Genomic DNA, 19,085 nt, shown 5'->3' on the forward strand with positions numbered 1-19,085 from the left:
GCGGCATGGGCGACAGGCCCTTCGAGGGAGTCTCCATGAGGCCGTTCCGCAGGCTTTCGGACGAACTTCAAGGGCTCCAGGGTGGCGGACGCCCGCTCAGGATTTGTCTGGTGACGTCGGAGATTCTCGGGCCGGTAAGGAATGGCGGCATCGGGACTGCCACGAGCGGACTGGTGGATCATCTGTCGGGGGACGGACACCAGGTGACCGTGCTTTTCACCAGCGTCGAGCACGGCGTTCCGGCCTGTGACGAGAAGGACTGGCCGCATTGGGTGTCCGCCCTGGCGCGCAGGAACGTCGAACTTGCCCACATCCCACATGGGGGCGATTACCGGATGTGGCGGCGCAAATCGTGGCTGGTAAAGGAGTTCCTGGCCGAGCGGGAGTTCGACGTCGTCTATTTCAACGAACACCACGGCAGCGGTTACTACGCCCTAGCCGCCAAGCGGGCCGGGTTGACGCCGTTCGCCCGGCAGACCCATTGCGTGATCACGCACGGGTCCATCGAATGGGTAATCAACACCAACGATCAAGGCATCAACCGGCCCAGCGATCTTGAGATGATCGGCCTGGAGCGCCGGAGCGCGGAGTGGGCGGATGTCGTCCTGGGCCCCAGCGAGTACCTGCTGCGGGAGTACGAGTCCTACGGCTGGCGTCTGCCAGAGCGGACCTATACCCAACCTTATCCGTTTCAGGATCTCGGGGTCGAACCGGACCCGTCATCGGCCAACATCGACGAACTGGTGTTCTTCGGACGCCTGGAGCCTCGCAAGGGATTGTGGCTGTTCTGCGAGGCGCTTGACCATCTGGGCGACAGGCTTCGGGGTCACCGTGTCACCTTCATGGGCAGAATGACGGAGATCGGCAGCATCCCCTCGGCCGCCTTCATTCTTGAGCGCTCGGCACGTTGGCCGTTCCAAGTCAGGCTCCTCACCCGCTTCGGTCAGGCCGAGGCGCTGGATTACCTTCGTCGGCCCGGGCGGCTCGCCGTGATGCCATCCCTCGCGGATAACAGCCCTTGCGTCGTCTACGAGTGCATGGGGAACCGGATCCCGTTTGTGACCACCTCTGGGAGCGGTGCCGAAGAACTGATCCACCCGGACTGCCGGGACAGGGTCATGGTCGAGCCGAACGTGCGGGCACTGTCGGATCGGCTGCGCGACATTCTGGATCATGGGGCCGGTTTTGCTTGGCCGCGCTTCGATGCCGCAGAGAACCTGCGCACATGGTCGACCTGGAGCGGCTGGCTTGGCTCGCGGATCGAGGAGCCGGATGGGTTTGCCCTGGACGAGGAGCCGCCGCTACCGCCGGATGAACAGCGGACGCTGCTGGTGACCATCGATGCAGGCCTCAGCACTCTGGGCGGCCTGTCGGAGCAGGTGGGGCTGCATCTCCAGCGCTTTGGACCTTCGGTACGGCATGTGGTCCTGACGTCCCGGCTGGGCCCGGCGCGGAAGCTGCTAGACGAGACGCTCAGCCCTGTCTTTTCCGCAGACGGCGTGGATGGGAGGACAATCGGCGCGGACTCGATCGGGTCGCTGCTGGAGGCGATCGGCTCTTGCGACGTCGTGTTCTTCACGGATGCCGAGCACGAAGTGCTCCCGACGTTCTTCGTCGCGGCAATGGTCGCCCTGGCTCGAACCGGCGCCGCCATCGTGTCCTGCGTGTCCGCGGAGCGGCGCGTGCCCGATGGCGCCCTGGAGATCGCCGAACTGCCCTGCGGGGATCTTCCAGCGGCCGGCGGCCTTGGCCTTCCGATCGGGTCGAGCGTCTGGGCCGCTCGCTCCGAGGAGATCCTGGGGGAACTGACACCCGAGATGTTCCACCGCTCCGAGACGGGCGAACTCATCGACGCCGCCCCGCTGGGCCAAGCCCTGATGCACAGGATAATGACATCCGACAGGGACGTCCTCCTGATCCCGTCGGTTGGCGCAGTCCGAAGACGGGAGGTCGGCGCTTTTAGGCAGCGGCGCCATTGGTACCAAGGCGCGCAGGAGGCGGCAGAGGCCCTGCGCCTCTGTCCTATTGTTCATCCCGACGGACTGGCTTGGCTGGGGCTGAATGCGGCGCAGTCGACCAAGGCCGTCGAGGAGGAGACGCTGGCTGGATTCGCGCAGGACTCCGGTCATCCCATCAACCTCGTGAGGCAAACGGGTCGGAGCGTTGCTGATCTGGCCATGCTGTCCGCCGCTCTGTCGCGTCCCGATCAGGCCATTCGCCTGCAGGCCGGGTGGGACAGCGACCTGCACGCGTCCGCTGTGCTCCTCGACGTGGCCCAGAGAACGGCAGAAGCGCGGAGGCCTGTGGACCTGCGGGCGGGGCTTCTGGCGTTGCGGTCGGGGTCCTCGACGCCAGCCTCCGCCATGGAGATGCCGCCCGAAACCGCGTCCCACGACTTCCGGGACCGGTTGATCGCGGCCATCGCCCGGCAAAGGAGCGCTGATCAGCGCGAAAGGTCTGATCCGCGCTTTCTGGCCGCTGAGGACGCGACGTGGCGAAACCTTTCTATGGAGAGCGTTGGAGGCTTCCTGACGGATGGATCGCAGGGCCCCTTTTCCGACATCTTCCAAATCGATCCTGCAGCCGATTATGGCGTGGTCAGCCTAGCAGCGGGCCGTCCGGCACGCTCCGGTCGCCTGACCTTCATCGATGTTCTCCTTGCCGGGCACGAGCGCATCGTCGCGGACCTGTCCCTTGGAAGATCGCTGCCGGTCCAGACCTGTCTGAGCGTCATTGACCAAGCCACGGGCGGAACCATCGCCAAAGCCGAGGCCCAGGATCTCGGCCAAGGCGTCCTGCGGCTGGCTGCCGATCTGCATGGGGTCTTCGGTGTCGTGGCGGTTTCGCTTGTCTTCGAGGCCAGGAGCGACACGCTCCGCCTTCCCTTCGGCTTCAGGCTGAACAGATTCCTTATCGACTAGGTCTCCGGGAGGGGCGGTCACTCCGGATGAGCAGTCTGCATGGTGACCGCGAGATGAAGGAGTGTTCGTATGAAAGGTCGAGGATCCGCACGAGGGACCTACAATAGAACCGTGACGTTCCTGAACGAGCCCTGTCGTGCCGGGAACGGAGCGGCAGGACCGGCCGGACAGAGCAGTGAGGTCCGCCTGTCTGAATGGAATGGGGGAGCATGATGTCACGTCGCAACTACGCCCAAGAGGACGGCACGTCCCGGCGGCTGATCATGGTCTTGGCTGCGGTGGCGGTGGGCGTCCTCGTGGTGGCCTACCTCGTCTTTTCGATCAGGGTCGCCTCAAACGAGGCTAGGCAGGTGGCGCAGACCGGCGGCGCGACAGGGCGGATCGGAACTCAAGTCACTCAGGTCGAACCCGTGACAGGGGTCCGAGGACAAGTGCCGGAGTCAGCGGGGCAGCCACTGGCCGGGTCCTCCGATCCGGCCAGTGGCTTGACTTCCGCCGAGGACGCGCGGGCAGCAGCCGAAGCGGCTCTGGTTCAGGCCACCCAGGAGGCTCAGTCTGCACAAGCGGCCCGGGAGCGCGCTTTGGCGAACCTGGAGCGAGCGCGGGCAGCCGAGGAGCGGGCCCTCACCGAGGCCAACCTTGCGCGGGCGGCGGAGGAGCAGGCGCTGACCGAGGCGAACAGCTCACGCCGGGCCGAGGAGCGGGCTAGGGCTGAGGCCGAGCAGGCCTGGGCCGCCGAGGAGCAGGCCAAGGCCGCGGCGGATCAGGCTCGCGCGGAAGAAGAGGAGGCAAGGGCCGCCGAGGAGCAGGCAAGGGCTGCGGCGGATCAAGCGCGGGCAGGGGAGGAGCAGGCAAGAGCCGCCGCTGACCAGGCGCGGGTAAGCGAGCAGCAGGCCAAGGCCGAGGCGGATCGTGCGCAGGCGGCCGAGTCAGAGGCCCGGCAGCGTGCCGAGCGTGCAGCGGCCGCCTCGACCGAAGCGAAAGGCCTGCAGCTTGCGGCGCAGGCCGACAGCATCCTGTCCGCGAGCAACGAGCCTGACTCTGTCGAGCAGGCGGCAGCTCTTGCGGTCGAGGCTTGGCGGCGGCATCCCACGTCGGGGGCTTATCAGGCCGCTCTGACGTCGCTTCGCCAGCTTCCAGTGATGCGTGTGGAGGCGGGGTCCGTCCTTTCCACTGTGGCGTTCGGCCCTGACGGCAGCCGACTGGCAGCCGGTGGCGTAGACGGCGCTGTTCGCCTCCTCTCGGCCAGCGGCGAGACGATCGCCCGGATCGAACAAGACGGCGCGATCGGTGCCTTGGCCTTCAGCCGGGATGGCACGCGGTTGGCCACCGGCAGCGAGGACGGTACGCTCTTGGTGTCGGACAGCGCCACGGGCGAGGAGATCGCCCGAATCAAGCAAGAGGCCGGAGTTTCGGCCCTGGCCTTCAGCCCCGACGGCACCCGCTTAGCCAGCGGAAGCTGGGAGGGAGCCACCCGCCTGATCGACGGCACCACGGGCGAGGAGATCGCTCAGATCGAGCAGGCGGCCGGGGTGTCTGCCTTGGCCTTCAACCGCGACGGCACCCGTCTGGCCAGCGGCGGCGGGGATGGCACGGTGCGTCTCGTGGACGCCACGGGCCAGGAGGTTGCCCGCATCGATCTGGGGGCTGCCGTCCACAGTCTGGCCTTCAGCCCCGACGGCGCGCGTCTGGCCAGCGGCAGCGATGATGGCAGGCTTCTCCTGTCGGACAGCGCCACGGGCGATGAGATCGCCCGCATCGACGAGCAGGGCGCCGGAATTTCCGCTGTTGCCTTCAGCTCCGATGGCGGCCGCGTTGCCAGCGCCGCGGGAGACGGCACTGTCCGCCTTTTGGACGCCGTGGGCAAGGAGATCATCCGGATCGAGCAAGGGGCCGGGGTGTCCGCCCTGGCCTTCAGCCCGGATGGTACACGCTTGGCTACCAGCGGCGAGGACGGCACGCTCCTCCTGTCGGACAGTGCCACGGGCGATGAGATCGCCCGCATCGAGCACGGTGCGGCAGTCTGGGATCTGGCCTTCAGCCCCGACGGATCGCGTCTGGTCACGGGAAGCGAGGACGGCATCATCCGACTTTTCGACGCCACGGATGGAGGACTGGCGCGCATCGATCATGATGAGGCGGTCTGGGTCCTGGCCTTCAGCCCCGACGGCACGCATGTGGCCAGCGGAAGCGTCGATGGCGCGGTTCTCCTGTCCGACAGTGCTTCGGGCGATGAGATTGCCCGGATCGGCCATGAAGGGGCCGTCTCGGCCTTGGCGTTCAGCCCTGACGGGACACGTCTGGCCACCGGAAGCTGGGACGGCACCGTTCGTCTATCCGACGGCACGACGGGCGACGAGATCGCCCGCATCGACCAAGGGGAGGCGGTCTGGGTCTTGGCCTTCAGCCCCGATGGCCAACGTGTCGCCAGCGGCAGCGTGGATGGCACGCTGCGCCTATCCGACAGCATCACGGGCAATGAGATCGCCCGGATCGAACAGGATGGCGCGATCAGCGCCTTGGCCTTCAGCCCCGACGGCACGGCCCTGGCCGCGGCCGGCGAGGACGGCACCGTGCGCCTGCTTTCCGTCGCGGGTACCCAGATCGCCCGCATCGTGCATGAGGCAGGAGTCTACACCTTGGCCTTCAGCCCCGACGGCACCCGTCTGGCCAGTGGAAGCTGGGACGGTACCGCACGCCTGTCCGACAGCACGACAGGGGAGGAGATCGCCAGCATCGCGCATGGTGCGGAGGTCTACACCCTGGCCTTTAGCCCCGACGGCACCCGTCTGGCCACTGGCAGCGAGGACGGAACGGCCCGCCTGTCGGACAGCGCCACGGGCGATGAGATCGCCCGCATTGAGCAAGGGGCCGGCGTCTACAGCTTGGCTTTCAGTCCCGACGGCACGCGCCTGGCGACTGGCAGCGAAGACGGGACGGCCCTCGTTTCGGACAGCGCCACGGGCGATGAGATCGCCCGCTTCGAGCAGGACGGGGCGGTCTGGGGCTTGGCATTCAGCCCCGACGGCGCTCGGCTGGCGAGCGGGAGCCAGGAGGGCATGGTCCGGATTGTCCCCGCCGTCCCGGAGAGGACCTTCGCCCAGCTCTGCACCGAGCGCGCCGGACGCAACCTGACCCGCAACGAATGGCGGAGGTACATCGGCGAGGGGGAGGACTGGCAGCCCACCTGTCCGGAGTGGCGCATGAGCGAAGAGGCGGGGGCCAGGGCAGAGGCGCCTGAGTCGGGCGGGGACGCTGCTACCGTCATACGATGAACTGGCGTACCGTGCCGTCGTGCGCGGATGGTCGGGCAGAGCCATCCCGGGGGGCGGCAGGCATCAGATGCAGCTGGGCTGCTTTCCCTCCGGTCAGGTGGCCCGGAACAACTCGGGCCGCTCGCGAGCGACGCGCTCCAGGGTCACCGCGATACGGCCAAGGTGCTCTCGCATGAGCGTTTCGACCAAGTCCGGATCGGCGGCCCGCAAGGCTTTGACCAGTCCGACATGTTCATCGAGTGCCCGCTGCGCGCCGCTTTCCAGGCTGATGTAGCGGATCCGGTCCATGTGGGCCTTGTTGTCCCGCACCAGAGCCCAGGCGAAGCCCTTGCCCGCGGCCTCGAAGATCGTGCGGTGCATCTTGTCGTCGAGTTCGTGGAACAGGCGGCGGGCCTCGCGGTGGGCGACCCTCGCCTGCTCCTCGAGCTGGCGCTCCAGGTCGTCCAGGGTGCCGTCGGGCATGCACCGGGCGGCGATCCGGAACGTCTCCACCTCGATGGCGGTGCGGATGTAGCGTGCCTGAAGCACGGCCTCGGCCTGAATGTGGCTGACGATGGTCGCCCGCTGCGGTCGGATGATCAGCAGGCCGATCTGGGACAGCCGATAAAAGGCGTCCCGAACGGGCTGGCGGGACACATCGAACTGCTCCGCGATCTCGCCCTCCGAGATTTTGGAGCCGGGAAGCAGCTCTAGCTGCACAATCCAATCGTACAGGGTGCTGAACACCTGATCCGTCAGTCTGGGCGGCGAGACCAGCTCGACCGCGTCGCTTCGAGAGCTCATCTCAATCCCGTTGACAGCTTACAGACTAGCATATTAGTCTATCGCTCAGTTGGCCAGAGATTTCGAGGCACGGCATGACTCTCCTGGATCCAGATCGCCTGTTGCCGACCTCGGGACCCGAGAGGGCAATCGCGCGGGATCTGTATGCCTCGGTGGCCGGGCTGCCCATCCTGTCTCCGCATGGCCATACCGACCCCCGTTGGTTCGCCGAGGATGCCCGCTTTCCCGACCCGGCCCAACTGTTCGTCGTGCCAGATCATTATGTCTTTCGGATGCTCTTCTCCCAGGGCGTAGCGTTGGAGGATCTAGGCGTCCCCCGTACCGACGGAGGCCCCGTCGAGACGGACGGACGGCTGATCTGGCGGCGCTTTGCTGAGAATGTGCATCTGCTCCGGGGAACGCCTTCGGCCATGTGGCTGGCCCATTCTTTCGAGACTGTCTTCGGGGTGGAGGAGCCGCTGGGAGCGGGCAACGCCGACGCCATCTACGACCACATCGACACCTGCTTGGCCCAACCCGAGTTCCGACCCCGCGCGTTGTTCGATCGGTTCGGGATCGAGGTGCTGGCCACCACCGAAAGTGCGCTCGACGACCTACGCTGGCACCGCATGATCCGGGACAGCGGCTGGGGCGGTCGTGTCATCACCGCATACCGGCCCGACGCCGTGGTCGATCCCGACTTCGCCGGCTTCGCCGAAAACCTCGAACGCCTGGGCGAGATCACGGGTTGCGACACTGCAACTTGGGAGGGTTATCTCGACGCGCATCGGGCGCGCCGGGCCACCTTCAAGGAATTCGGTGCCACGAGCACCGACCACGGCCACCCCACGGCACGCACGCTCGACCTGCCGCAGGAAGAAGCAGCAGCCCTCTTCGAGAGGGTGCTGCGGGGCGGGGCTTCGGCGACCGACGCCGAGGCGTTCCGCGCGCAGATGCTGACCGAAATGGCGCGGATGAGCCTTGAAGACGGGCTCGTGCTCCAGATCCACCCGGGTTCCCTGCGCAATCATTCCAGCCGGATGCTCGGGCGGTTCGGGCGGGACAAGGGCTTCGACATCCCGACGCCCACCGACTACGTGACCGCGCTTCGTCCGCTGCTGGAGGCCGTCGGGCTGGAGCCGGGGCTCACGGTCATCGTCTTCACCCTGGACGAGACCGCTTACAGCCGCGAACTCGCGCCGCTCGCGGGTGTGTATCCGGCGCTACGGCTCGGGCCCCCCTGGTGGTTCTTCGACAGCCCGGAAGGCATCCGCCGCTTTCGGGAAGCCACGACCGAGACCTGCGGGTTCTACAACACCGTCGGCTTCAACGACGACACCCGCGCGTTCTGCTCGATCCCCGCCCGGCACGACGTCTCGCGCCGGTCGGATTGCGCCTACCTCGCCACCCTGGTCGCCTCCGGGCGGCTCCGGGCGGATGAGGCCTTCGAGGTCGCCCACGACCTCGCCTACCGGCTGGCACGGGAGGCCTACCGGCTCTGATCTGCGTTCCTGGGAGGAGGAAACAATGAAGTCGTTGAGAACCACTGTGGCCGCTCTGGCGGTCCTGGCCGCCAGCGCCAGCGCCGCATTCGCGCAGGAGATCACGCTGCGCTCGTCGGATACCCATCCGGACGGTTATCCGACCGTCGAGGCCGTCAAGCACGTGGGCGAACTCGTCAAGGAGCGGACCGACGGCCGCATCACCATCGAGGTTTTCCACTCGGCTCAGCTTGGTGAGGAAAAGGACACCATCGAGCAGACCCAGTTCGGCGTGATCGATATGAACCGGGTCAGCCTCGGGCCGTTCAACAACCTGATCCCCGAGACGGCTGTGGTGTCGCTGCCCTACATCTTCCGCGACGCCGAGCACATGCACCGGGTCATGGACGGTCCAATCGGGGACGAGATCCTTGCCGCGTTCGAGCCGCACGGCCTGATCGGCTTGGCCTTCTATGACAGCGGCGCGCGGTCCTTCTACAACAGCGAAAAGCCGATCGAGTCGGTCGAGGACCTCGAAGGCATGAAGTTCCGCGTCATGCAGTCGGACGTGTTCGTGGACATGGTGGACGCGCTCGGCGGCGACGCGACTCCGATGCCTTATGGCGAGGTTTATTCCGCAATCGAGACGGGCGTGATCGACGGCGCGGAGAACAATCCGCCGAGCTATCAAACCTCGGGTCATGCGGAAGTCGCGGGGTACTACTCCCTCGACGAGCACCTGATCGTGCCGGAAGTGCTCGTGATGTCGAAGACTCGCTGGGACCAGCTTTCGCCTGAAGACCAAGAGGTCATCCGCCAAGCCGCGCAAGACAGCGTGTCGGTGCAGCGCGAGCTTTGGGCCGAGGCGGAAAAGGCGGCGCTCGAGGAGGTGATCGCTAACGGCGCTCAGGTCAACGAGATCGACAAGCAGCCCTTCATCGACGCGATGGCGCCGGTCTACGAGAAGTACGCGAATACGCCGGAGCTCCAGGATCTCGTTGAGCGGATCCAGGCGGTCGAATAACGCGCGCCCTGGAGGATCGCATGGGTGCGGTCCTCCATACCCCCTTCATTCCCCGGGAAGCTTGTCATGGCTGAGGACACACCCGCTGCCAGCGGTCTCGTTCGTCTTGTCCGCGCGTTGAACGTATTAGCAACCGTCACGCTTTATCTTGCTGCTTTCGGGCTCGTTCTCATGACGGCCCTTGTCGCCTGGCAGGTCTTCGCCCGCTACGTGCTGGACGACTCGCCGAGTTGGACCGAGGCGACCTCCATCCTGATTATGTCATGGTTCATCTTCCTCGGTGCGGCGGTGGGCGTGCGTGAGAACTTCCACATGGGCTTCGACGTGCTGCTCTACGTTCTGCCAACGAGTGCCAAGATCTGGCTCCGGTCGATCTCTGACTTGGCGGTGCTGGCCTTCGGGATCGGAATGGTCGTCTATGGCGGGCAGCTGATCGTGCAGACTTGGCCGTCGCCGATCCCAGTGCTGCAGCTGCCGGGCGGCTTCGTCTATATGCCGGTGACGGCAGGCGGCGTGCTGATTGCACTCTTCGCAACCGAACGCTTGCTGCTCCGGTTCGCCGGAATGGAAGTCGAACACGACCCGTCGCTGGACGACGCAACCCTCAGCGAGGTCTGAGCGCATGGAACTCTGGGTTCTGTTCGGCACCTTTGTGGTGCTCATGTTGGTCGGCACGCCGATCGCATTCTGCCTCGGCATCTCGTCCTTTGCCACGGTTGCATATCTCGGCCTGCCGCCGCTCGTGGTATTCCAGCGACTTGCGTCCGGCGTCTCGGTGTTCACGCTGATGGCGATCCCGTTCTTCATTTTCGCCGGGGACCTGATGGTGCGCGGCGGAATTGCGAGCCGGATCGTCGCCTTCGCGGGGAGCCTGATCGGACATGTCCGCGGCGGTCTCGGGCAGGTGAACATCGCGGCCTCCACGCTCTTCGGGGGCATCTCGGGCTCTGCCGTCGCCGAGGCGGCTGCGGTCGGTGGCATCATGATCCCGCAGATGAAGGCACGGGGCTACGGTGCGGATTATGCGGTCAACGTCACCTCTATGGCAGCGCTGATCGCGCTGCTGCTGCCGCCGTCGCACAACATGATTATCTACTCGATCTCCGGCGGCGGGCAGATCTCTATTGCGGACCTCTTTACAGCTGGAATCATCCCGGGCCTGCTGCTCGCGCTGACGCTATCCGTGACCGCATATTTGGTCGCTCGCCGCCGGGGTTATCCGACCGAGCCCTTCCCAGGCTTCGGCCGCGCGCTCCACCTGCTCGTCGTGTCGGTTCCGGGCCTTCTCCTGATCGCCATCATCTTTGGTGGGGTTCGGTCGGGCATCTTCACCGCTACGGAGAGCTCGTGCATTGCGGTGCTCTATGCGCTGCTGGTCACGATTTTCGTCTACCGGATGTTGGGCTGGTCGGAGTTCGTCCACGCGACAAGCCAAGCTGTTCGGACAACCTCGATGGTGCTGCTGATCATCGGGACCGCAGCGTCCTTCGGCTGGCTGATGGCTTATCTGCGGGTGCCGGCGGGCATGGTCGAGATGATGGGGACCATTTCCGATAATCCACTGGTCATCCTGCTCCTGATCAACCTGATGCTGCTTCTCCTGGGCACCTTCATGGACATGAGCCCGCTCATCATCATCACCACGCCCATCTTCCTGCCGGTCGTGACGAGCTTCGGCGTCGATCCGGTGCATTTTGGGGTCATCCTGATCCTGAACCTTGGCATCGGCCTGAACACGCCGCCGCTCGGGCCGGTGCAGTTCGTGGCCGCCGCCGTCGGCAAGATCACGATCTGGGAGGCCATGCGCTCGATCTGGCCCTTCTATGGGGCGGGCCTCGTGACCCTGCTGCTTGTCACCTACATTCCGGCGCTGTCGCTCTGGCTGCCGTCGCTCTTCCGCTGAGGTCACCCATGATCCACTCGTTCCCATCCGTCGCCGTGGACGATCATGTCACGCGCCGCGTGCTCGCCGACTCCCCCGAACTCATGGTCGTTGCCTTCGACTTTCGGGAGGGCGGCGTTGGCGCGCCCCATCATCATCGGCACGTCCAGTCCACCTACTGCGAAAGCGGGCGCTTCCGGTTCCATGTCGGGGAGCGGGCGTTCGACGTCGGTCCCGGCGACAGCTTTGTCATCCCTTCGGACGTGGTGCATGGCTGCACCTGCCTCGAGGTCGGGCGGCTGGTGGACAGCTTCGCGCCCCGCCGCGACGACTTTCTCTGAACAAGGACATCCCATGCTCAAGGTCGAGACCCGCCAAGCGGTCCACCCGGATCACGCCAAAGCCATGGACACGGAGGAACTGCGCCGCCATTTCCTGGTCAGCGACATCTTCGTTCCCGGCGAGGTCCGGCTGATCTACAGCCATTACGACCGGATGGTCGTGGGCGGCGCGGTGCCTGCGGGTGGCGAGCTGGTGCTGGATCGGGTCGAGGAGACAAAGACCCCGACCTTCCTCGACCGCCGCGAGATGGCCGTGGTGAACATCGGCCAGCCCGGCAGCGTGAGCGCCGCCGGCGAGGTCCACGCGCTGGAGCGGGGCGATGTGCTCTATCTCGGCATGGGGTCCGGGCCGGTGACCTTCGCGGGGCACGGGCGGTTCTACATCACATCGGCCCCAGCCCACCGAACCTGCCCTACGCGCCTGATCCGCATCGGTGAGGCCAAGGCCGTTCCGATGGGCGCGTCCGAGACCTCGAACAAGCGGGTGATCCACCAGTTCGTCCACCCGCTGGTCATGGAAAGCTGCCAGCTCGTGCTGGGCTACACGCGGCTCCTCGACGGGTCAGTCTGGAACACAATGCCCGCCCATGTCCATGACCGCCGGATGGAGGCCTATCTTTACTTCGACGTGGAGGAGAAGAACCGGGTCCTTCACCTGATGGGAGAGCCGGACCAGACCCGGCACCTCGTCGTGGCGAATGAAGAGGGTGCGCTTTCCCCGCCCTGGTCGATCCATGCGGGCGCGGGCACCGGCAGCTACGCCTTCATCTGGGCCATGGCCGGAGACAACGTGGACTACACGGACATGGACATGGTCGGGATCGGGGACCTGCGATGACCGATCCCTTCCGGCTGGACGGCCGCCGCGCTCTGGTGACCGGCGCGAACACCGGCATCGGGCAAGCGATTGCCGTGGCCCTGGCCCGCGCCGGGGCCGAGGTGGGCTGCGCCGCCCGGCGCGACCCGGACGAGACGCTGGACCGGATTGCTACCGAAGGCGGTCAGGGCCATGCCGTGCCGCTGGACCTGTCCGATCCCATGGCCGCCGGTCCGGTGCTGGAGCAGGGCGGCTACGACATCCTCGTCAACAATGCCGGGATCATCCGCCGCGCCGACAGCCTCGACTTCACCGAAGCCGACTGGGACGCGGTGATGGATCTGAATCTCAAAGCGGTGTTCTTCACCTCGCAGGCCTTTGCTCGGGCGCTCGGGGGCAGGGCGGGGGCAATCGTCAACATCGCCTCGCTCCTGTCCTTCCAGGGTGGCATCCGAGTGCCCTCCTACACCGCATCCAAGCATGGCGTGGCGGGACTGACCAAGATCCTCGCCAACGAATGGGCGTCCAAAGGCATCAACGTGAACGCCATCGCCCCTGGCTACATCGCCACCAACAACACCGAGGCGCTGCGCGCAGATGCTGACCGCAACAAGGCCATCCTCGACCGCATCCCGGCCGGCCGCTGGGGCGATCCCGAGGACATCGCTGAGACGGCGGTGTTCCTGTGTTCCAAGGCAGCCAGCTATATCCACGGCGCGGTGATCAATGTTGATGGAGGATGGCTTGCCCGCTGATGTTCCGCGCCTGACCCGCGACCGACCTGCACCACCCCTGGGCGTGGTGCATCTGGGCGTCGGAGCCTTCTTCAAGGCCTTTGGCGCGATCTGGCTCGAGGACGCGATGGCGGCCTCGGGCGGCGACTGGGGCGTGATTGGCGTCAGCCTGCGCCGCCCCGACGAGCGGAACAAGCTGGCCCCGCAGGACTATGCCTATCAGGCGGTCGAACTCGGCCCCGAAGGTCGGCAGGTCCGCAAGGTGCAGATGCTGCGCGACATTCTCGTGGCTCCGGAGGATCCGGAGGCGGTCTTGGCCGTCATGGCCGACCCTGCGATCCGAATCGTCAGCCTGACCGTGACCGAAAAGGGCTATACGCATTCCCCAGCTACGGGGCGGCTGGACTTCGCTCATCCGGACATCCTGCACGATCTCGAGCAGCCGGATGCCCCCCGTTCCGCGGTAGGTTTCCTCGTGAGGGCGTTGGACCGACGACGGCGAGCCGGGGTGCGGCCTTTCACGGTGCTTTGCTGCGACAACCTGCCGTCGAACGGGCGGATGCTGCGCGGTCTGGTTCTGGAGTTCGCCGAGCGTGTCGATCCATCCCTCGCCGCCTGGATCGCCGCCGAAGCGCGGTTCCCGTCCACCATGGTCGACCGGATCGTGCCCGCCACCACCTCCGCCGACATCGAGCGGCTGGCCAAAGAGACAGGGCTGCGGGACGACGGACCGGTCTTCCACGAGCCGTTCCGACAGTGGGCCATCGAGGACGACTTCGTCGACGGCGTCCGCCCCGACTTCGGGGCGGTGGGGGCGCAACTGACCGCCGAGGTCGAGCCGTTCGAATTGATGAAGCTCCGCTGCCTGAACGGCACACATTCGGCCTTGGCCTACCTGGGCTACCTATCCGGGCACGAGACGGTGGCCGAAGCGGTGGCCGATCCCATCCTGGCGTCCTTTGTCCAGCGCCTCTGGCGGACAGAGATCCTGCCCTCGCTGATTCCGCCCGGAGGCGTGGACATCGAGGCTTATACGGCCGACCTCCTGGCCCGCTACCGCAACCCGGCGATCCGGCACCGCACTTGGCAGATCGCCATGGACGGCAGCCAGAAGCTTCCGCAACGCATCCTCGGCACCGTGGGAGACAACCTCTCGGCGGAGCGCTCCGTGGATGGGCTCGCCACCGTGGTTGCGGCCTGGATGCGCTATGTGGGCGGAACCGACGAGGCAGGCCGCCCGATCGACGTTCGCGACCCGCTGGCTGACCGGCTCCGAGCCCTCTCGAACGAGGCGGAAGGCGCCGAAGCCCGCGCACACGCGCTTCTCTCGGTGCGTGAGGTCTTCCCCGAGGCCTTGGCCGCCGATCCCCAGTTCCGCGATCCGGTGGCCCGCAGCCTGGCCTCCCTGGAAACCCGAGGCGCACGCTTTACGCTGGAGGCGCTATCATGATCGAGTGCTGGCGGTGGTTCGGTCCAGCCGACCCGATCCGACCGTTCGAAATCGCCCAGACCGGAGCCACCGGCGTCGTGACTGCGCTCCATGACATCCCCTATGGCGAGGTCTGGCCAGCCGAGGCCATCGCACGGCGTCAGGCCGAGGCATCCCAGGGTCCGGGCCTAACCTGGGAAGTCGTCGAGAGCCTGCCGGTTCACGAGGGCATCAAGCGCGGAGAGGGTGACCTTTCGCGTCTTTTCGCGAACTACCGACAGTCGCTGGCCAATCTGGCGGCGGCCGGAGTCCGGACGGTCTGCTACAACTTCATGCCGCTGATCGACTGGACCCGCACCGATCTCGCGGCTCCCCTGCCGCGCGGCGGCACGGCCCTGCGCTTCGAGGCGGCGAAGATGGCCGCGCTGGACATCCACATGCTGGGCCGCGCCGGAGCCGAGGCGGACTGGCCCGAGGATGTCCGCGCCCGCGCCCGGTCCTGGTTCGACGCCGCAAGCCTGAGCGAGCAGGACGAACTGATGGCGGCCGTCATGGCAGGCCTCCCCGGTGCTTATGACCGTTACGACATCGCGGGCCTCCGCCTTGCGCTGGAGCGGTGGACCGGCGCAGACCGGACGTCGCTCCGGGCGGCCTTCGCGCGGTTTCTGGCCGAAGTAGTGCCAGCGGCCGAGGATCTCGGCGTTCGTCTTTGCGTGCATCCGGATGATCCGCCGCGCAACCTTCTGGGCCTGCCCAGGGTCGTATCCTCGGGGGACGACATCGCCTGGGTGCTGGCTCAGGCCGAAAGCCCGGCCAATGGCCTGACGCTCTGCGCGGGTTCGCTCGGGGCCGGTCCGGCGAACGATCCAGTCGCGATCGCGGCGGCCTTCGCTAGCCGCATCGCCTTCGCTCATCTGCGCAATGTCTCCAAGGAGCCTGACGGCTCGTTCCAAGAGGCCGAACACCTGGGAGGCGATACCGACATGGTGGCGCTGATCGACGTGCTGCTGGCAGAAGAGGCGAGCCGTCGGGCGGCAGGCCGGGCCGATCATGCCATCCCGTTCCGCCCGGACCATGGGCACCACCTGCTGGACGACGACACACGCCGGACCCATCCCGGCTATCCCCTCGCCGGACGGCTGCGCGGCTTGGCCGAGTTGCGGGGCGTGGCCAAGGCATTGAACCGAGTCCGGGCCTGACCCCGGGCATCGCGGCCTTGGTGCAGGGCGAAGGACCGGTTCTCCGTATACAACCCGACACACCCTGAAGAAAGAGTGGCCCGGAACGTCCGCAAGGTGGGCTGTCCCCGCCTGCGGGTCCTGGAACATCGTTTGTGGAGACGAACCGAAGCATTGAGCGGGCCCGCCTACGCGGACCAATGTCCCCGGCAGGGTTGAGAGGCATCGCTTCCGGCAAGACCTATGAACGGAGCCGCAGGGGTCCGCCCGCTCTGGAGGTGCGTTCCCCACGACAAGGGCCACTCTGAACCGGCGATCCTCCGCCGTGCTGTCGGTCGGGGCTCGACCGTCTTTGTCATTCGTGCCGACCAGCCGGCTGGTTAGCTGACATAGTGGTGCAAAGAGCACAGTGTCATGGGTCAGCTGCCTAGGTTTCGCCTCAAAAATGCTTGATCTCGGCCCGATGTCGCGTCAGGGTTGAGCGGTGATCCGCGCACATCTGGTAGGGGCCTGAGCGGAAACGTGCGCGAGCCAGTCGCGCCACCTCACAACGAGTGGACCTATTTAATGATTGGGGATCGGAAATGCGGCGAACCGCAGTTCATGGGTCAGCTTTGCCTGATGCCATACAGGGCAGCTTGGCCAAGGACATACTGTTCGGCCTTGCGGCGGACGACAGCCTCATAGGCGACGGCGCCCTGACCCGGGGTCCGGGCGCGGGCCATGCCCGGCTCATCGGAGCCGATGACATCCTGAACGGGGGCGGCGGCTCTGACGCGATCCTGGGCGACGGACGTGCCACCATTGGGCACGCCATCGTCGAGGGACGCCGGATCAGCGGCGAAGGATCGGCCGTGATCCTGGGCGGCAACGACATGCTGCAGGGCGGGGAAGGCGACGACCGCCTCTATGGCGAAGGCGTTGCCGCCGTCGAGGAGGCCGGAGCCGTCGGAGCGGCGCGGATGGTCGGAGGCCTCGACAGAGTAGATGGCGGAGCGGGAAACGACCTGATCTTCGGAGATGGCGAAGTCGCGAGCTTCACCCATGCGGAGTTGGTCGGTGGGACGGATCTCCTGACGGGCGGCAGGGGCGCCGACACGCTTTATGGCGACGGGACTGCGGATTCATTTAGCAGCGCGGTGCTCACAGGAGGCAAGGACAAGCTCCACGGAGGCGAAGGCAACGACACGCTCTACGGCGACGGGGCCGCGATGGTTTCGACTTTCGGGACTGCGACGCTGTCCGGGGGGCATGACACGCTGACTGGCAGCGATGGCAACAACCTCCTGTTCGGGGATGGAACGGTCACGATCCAGACCGGCTCGACCGGCTGGCTCATGGGCGGGGACGATCTGTTGACCGCCGGCACCGGCAACGATGTGCTCTGGGGGGACGGCACCTCGACCGGACCGACGGGTCGAGCGGATGGCAGCAGCCCGGACCTGTCTGGAGGCGACGACCGACTCGATGCGGGCGACGGGGCCAACCTTCTCTACGGCGATGGGGTAGCCGCAGGATCTCTCGCCGGAGGCCATGACGCCCTGCATGCTGGAAGCGGAAACGACGTCCTGTGGGGTGACGGCTCGGGCGCTTCGGTCGACGGCGGCAATGACCTCCTGGCCGCCGGGGAGGGCAACAACACCCTATGGGGCGATGGCCGGGCCCTGAGCCTGTTCGGACGCCTCGAAGGGGGCGACGACGTTCTCACGGCGGGCCGGGGGCGCGACACGCTTTATGGGGACGGCGAGGCACTGGGGGCTTTCTCGGCCACTTTGACCGGCGGCAACGACGACCTGTCAGGCGGGGCAGGGGATGACATCCTCTGGGGCGATGGTCTGGCCAGCAATGCCTCGTCCTCCACTCTGAACGGAGGGAACGACCACCTCTTCGGTGGAGCCGGCAACGACCTGATCCATGGCGACGGCACGGCTTTCGGCGGGACGGCGACGCTGAACGGCGGAATAGACCGGATCGTCGGCGGCAAGGGCGACGACACACTCTGGGGCGACGGCCAGGCGACGACCGGCGGCGCTGCGGGAGTCGTGGCCGGCGGCGCGGACGTCTTCGTGTTCCGGGCCATGGATGGCCGGGACAGGATCATGGACTTCCGGGGAGCCGAAGGAGATCGGCTCGATTTGCGTGCGGCCGCGCTGTCATGGAACGACCTCGACAGCACCCGCGATGGCTTGCTGGATGCTGACGATGCGTTTGTCGACGCCAGCGGCGACGGGCTCGCGATCGATCTCGGGGCGGCATTGGGGCAGGGTGCGAGGGGTCTCCAGATGCTGAGCCTGTCCCATGTCGCCGGCCTGACCGAGACCGACCTGCTGCTGGCCTGACGGCCTGCCTTCGCCCGCGGTCTGGTGCTACCGTCGTCCCCGCTGCGGCGGGGGCGCGATGGGCTTGGCCCGCGTATCTAGCGCCTTCAGCGCTGCAACGGTGCTGTACCGGGCGGACCTGGGCCCTCGGGAAAACGAACTTCCAACCTCTGGGTCCTGAGAGAGGGTCACGGACTTGGATGAAGGTCCTGCCCCGACGCGGGCCCAGCCATCCAATCCTACGGATCGGCCACTCGGCCCCGTGTACCGGTTGCACACGTAGTGTGCGCATGCTGCGTTGCGGCGACCAGGCTGGTCCGTAATATGGGCCAGCAACCCGCATTCCTCATTAACTGGTGAAGGACATCCATGACCCGTTCCCTCGACGCTTTTGCGCCGCGCATGCTCAGCATCCTGCGCATCGTCTCCGCCCTGATCTTTTTTGCGCATGGCACCCAGAAGATCCTCGGCTTTCCGGCCTCGGACATGAATCCACCTGTGATGTCGATCTTCTGGATCGCGGGCGTCCTCGAGCTGGTGGGCGGGGCGCTGCTGATCCTGGGCCTGTTCACGCGCCCAGTGGCCTTTATTCTATCCGGCTTGATGGCGGTTGCCTACTGGATGGCCCATGCGCCGCAAAGCGCCTTCCCGGCTCTGAATGGAGGGGACGCAGCCATTCTTTACTGTTTCGTCTTCCTGTACCTGGTCTTTGCCGGTCCCGGCTCCTGGAGCCTTGACGCCGTCCTGGGTCGTGAGGGGACAAAGCGGCTGGCGACGGTCTGAGAGGCAGATATCCTCACTCAGCGGAGCCTGCTCAGGCTCCGCGCTTGCCCCTTATGACGGAGATGAAGACCGGGCCGCGCCGCTTTCACCGCTTCTGCCGTCATTCTTGCTGCAAGGTTCCTTGTAGGCGCCCTGATCTT

At 66.4% G+C, this 19,085-nt stretch carries 14 protein-coding genes; 13 read left to right on the forward strand and 1 reads right to left on the reverse strand.

All coding sequences use genetic code 11. The features are described from left to right. Positions 1–110: 110 nt before the first annotated feature. Complete coding sequence (locus FHG66_RS16815) at positions 111–2,921, forward strand: glycosyltransferase family 4 protein (protein WP_176556306.1); 2,811 nt, start codon at positions 111–113, stop codon at positions 2,919–2,921. A 209-nt stretch (positions 2,922–3,130) separates the two neighbouring features. Further along, positions 3,131–6,196, forward strand: a complete 3,066-nt coding sequence (locus FHG66_RS16820; protein ID WP_139078210.1) for a WD40 repeat domain-containing protein — start codon at positions 3,131–3,133, stop codon at positions 6,194–6,196. 93 nt (positions 6,197–6,289) lie between these two features. Here the strand turns inward: FHG66_RS16820 and FHG66_RS16825 are convergent, their stop codons facing one another. Next, complete coding sequence (locus FHG66_RS16825; protein ID WP_139078211.1) at positions 6,290–6,979, reverse strand: GntR family transcriptional regulator; 690 nt, start codon at positions 6,977–6,979, stop codon at positions 6,290–6,292. A gap of 74 nt (positions 6,980–7,053) precedes the next feature. Between FHG66_RS16825 and uxaC the strand changes: the two genes are divergently transcribed. From uxaC to FHG66_RS16880, 11 genes are all read left to right on the forward strand, one after another. Beyond that, complete coding sequence (uxaC, locus tag FHG66_RS16830) at positions 7,054–8,460, forward strand: glucuronate isomerase (RefSeq protein ID WP_139078212.1); 1,407 nt, start codon at positions 7,054–7,056, stop codon at positions 8,458–8,460. 25 nt (positions 8,461–8,485) lie between these two features. Next, a complete protein-coding gene (locus FHG66_RS16835; RefSeq protein WP_139078213.1) occupies positions 8,486–9,463 on the forward strand; it encodes a TRAP transporter substrate-binding protein in 978 nt (325 codons plus the stop codon). A 66-nt stretch (positions 9,464–9,529) separates the two neighbouring features. After that, entirely contained in the window at positions 9,530–10,081 is a 552-nt protein-coding gene (locus FHG66_RS16840) for a TRAP transporter small permease (RefSeq protein WP_139078214.1), read from the forward strand. 4 nt (positions 10,082–10,085) lie between these two features. After that, positions 10,086–11,366: a TRAP transporter large permease gene (locus tag FHG66_RS16845; protein WP_139078215.1), complete on the forward strand. Its 1,281-nt coding sequence runs from the start codon at positions 10,086–10,088 to the stop codon at positions 11,364–11,366. Between the two features lie 8 nt (positions 11,367–11,374). Continuing rightward, positions 11,375–11,686 carry a cupin domain-containing protein gene (locus FHG66_RS16850; protein ID WP_176556307.1) on the forward strand — a complete coding sequence of 104 codons (312 nt, stop codon included), beginning with the start codon at positions 11,375–11,377 and terminating at the stop codon, positions 11,684–11,686. A gap of 13 nt (positions 11,687–11,699) precedes the next feature. After that, a complete protein-coding gene (gene kduI / locus FHG66_RS16855) occupies positions 11,700–12,524 on the forward strand; it encodes a 5-dehydro-4-deoxy-D-glucuronate isomerase (RefSeq protein ID WP_139078216.1) in 825 nt (274 codons plus the stop codon). Beyond that, the gene (kduD, locus tag FHG66_RS16860) at positions 12,521–13,258 is read left to right on the forward strand and encodes a 2-dehydro-3-deoxy-D-gluconate 5-dehydrogenase KduD (protein ID WP_139078217.1); all 738 of its coding nucleotides are present in this window, start codon (positions 12,521–12,523) and stop codon (positions 13,256–13,258) included. Before kduI ends, kduD begins: the two co-directional genes overlap by 4 nt. Continuing rightward, the gene (locus FHG66_RS16865) at positions 13,236–14,687 is read left to right on the forward strand and encodes a mannitol dehydrogenase family protein (protein WP_139078218.1); all 1,452 of its coding nucleotides are present in this window, start codon (positions 13,236–13,238) and stop codon (positions 14,685–14,687) included. The genes kduD and FHG66_RS16865 overlap by 23 nt, the downstream gene beginning before the upstream one ends. After that, positions 14,684–15,865, forward strand: a complete 1,182-nt coding sequence (uxuA, locus tag FHG66_RS16870; protein WP_139078219.1) for a mannonate dehydratase — start codon at positions 14,684–14,686, stop codon at positions 15,863–15,865. Before FHG66_RS16865 ends, uxuA begins: the two co-directional genes overlap by 4 nt. A gap of 593 nt (positions 15,866–16,458) precedes the next feature. After that, positions 16,459–18,183, forward strand: coding sequence for a calcium-binding protein (locus FHG66_RS22675; RefSeq protein ID WP_176556308.1), 1,725 nt, complete (start codon positions 16,459–16,461; stop codon positions 18,181–18,183). Between the two features lie 348 nt (positions 18,184–18,531). Beyond that, a complete protein-coding gene (locus tag FHG66_RS16880; RefSeq protein WP_139078221.1) occupies positions 18,532–18,945 on the forward strand; it encodes a DoxX family protein in 414 nt (137 codons plus the stop codon). The last annotated feature ends 140 nt before the right edge of the window (positions 18,946–19,085 follow it).

This window comes from Rubellimicrobium rubrum (assembly GCF_006152115.1).
In the GTDB taxonomy this organism is placed as follows: domain Bacteria; phylum Pseudomonadota; class Alphaproteobacteria; order Rhodobacterales; family Rhodobacteraceae; genus Rubellimicrobium; species Rubellimicrobium rubrum.

Excerpts from the sequence above, each read along its gene's own strand:
- FHG66_RS16845 (WP_139078215.1), top strand. The coding sequence starts at position 10,086 with ATGGAACTCTGGGTTCTGTTCGGCACCTTTGTGGTGCTCATGTTGGTC.
- FHG66_RS16835 (WP_139078213.1), top strand. The coding sequence starts at position 8,486 with ATGAAGTCGTTGAGAACCACTGTGGCCGCTCTGGCGGTCCTGGCCGCC.
- uxaC (WP_139078212.1), top strand. The coding sequence starts at position 7,054 with ATGACTCTCCTGGATCCAGATCGCCTGTTGCCGACCTCGGGACCCGAG.
- FHG66_RS16825 (WP_139078211.1), bottom strand. The coding sequence starts at position 6,979 with ATGAGCTCTCGAAGCGACGCGGTCGAGCTGGTCTCGCCGCCCAGACTG.
- FHG66_RS16865 (WP_139078218.1), top strand. The coding sequence starts at position 13,236 with ATGGAGGATGGCTTGCCCGCTGATGTTCCGCGCCTGACCCGCGACCGA.
- uxuA (WP_139078219.1), top strand. The coding sequence starts at position 14,684 with ATGATCGAGTGCTGGCGGTGGTTCGGTCCAGCCGACCCGATCCGACCG.
- FHG66_RS16880 (WP_139078221.1), top strand. The coding sequence starts at position 18,532 with ATGACCCGTTCCCTCGACGCTTTTGCGCCGCGCATGCTCAGCATCCTG.
- FHG66_RS16840 (WP_139078214.1), top strand. The coding sequence starts at position 9,530 with ATGGCTGAGGACACACCCGCTGCCAGCGGTCTCGTTCGTCTTGTCCGC.
- kduD (WP_139078217.1), top strand. The coding sequence starts at position 12,521 with ATGACCGATCCCTTCCGGCTGGACGGCCGCCGCGCTCTGGTGACCGGC.
- FHG66_RS16850 (WP_176556307.1), top strand. The coding sequence starts at position 11,375 with ATGATCCACTCGTTCCCATCCGTCGCCGTGGACGATCATGTCACGCGC.
- kduI (WP_139078216.1), top strand. The coding sequence starts at position 11,700 with ATGCTCAAGGTCGAGACCCGCCAAGCGGTCCACCCGGATCACGCCAAA.
- FHG66_RS16820 (WP_139078210.1), top strand. The coding sequence starts at position 3,131 with ATGATGTCACGTCGCAACTACGCCCAAGAGGACGGCACGTCCCGGCGG.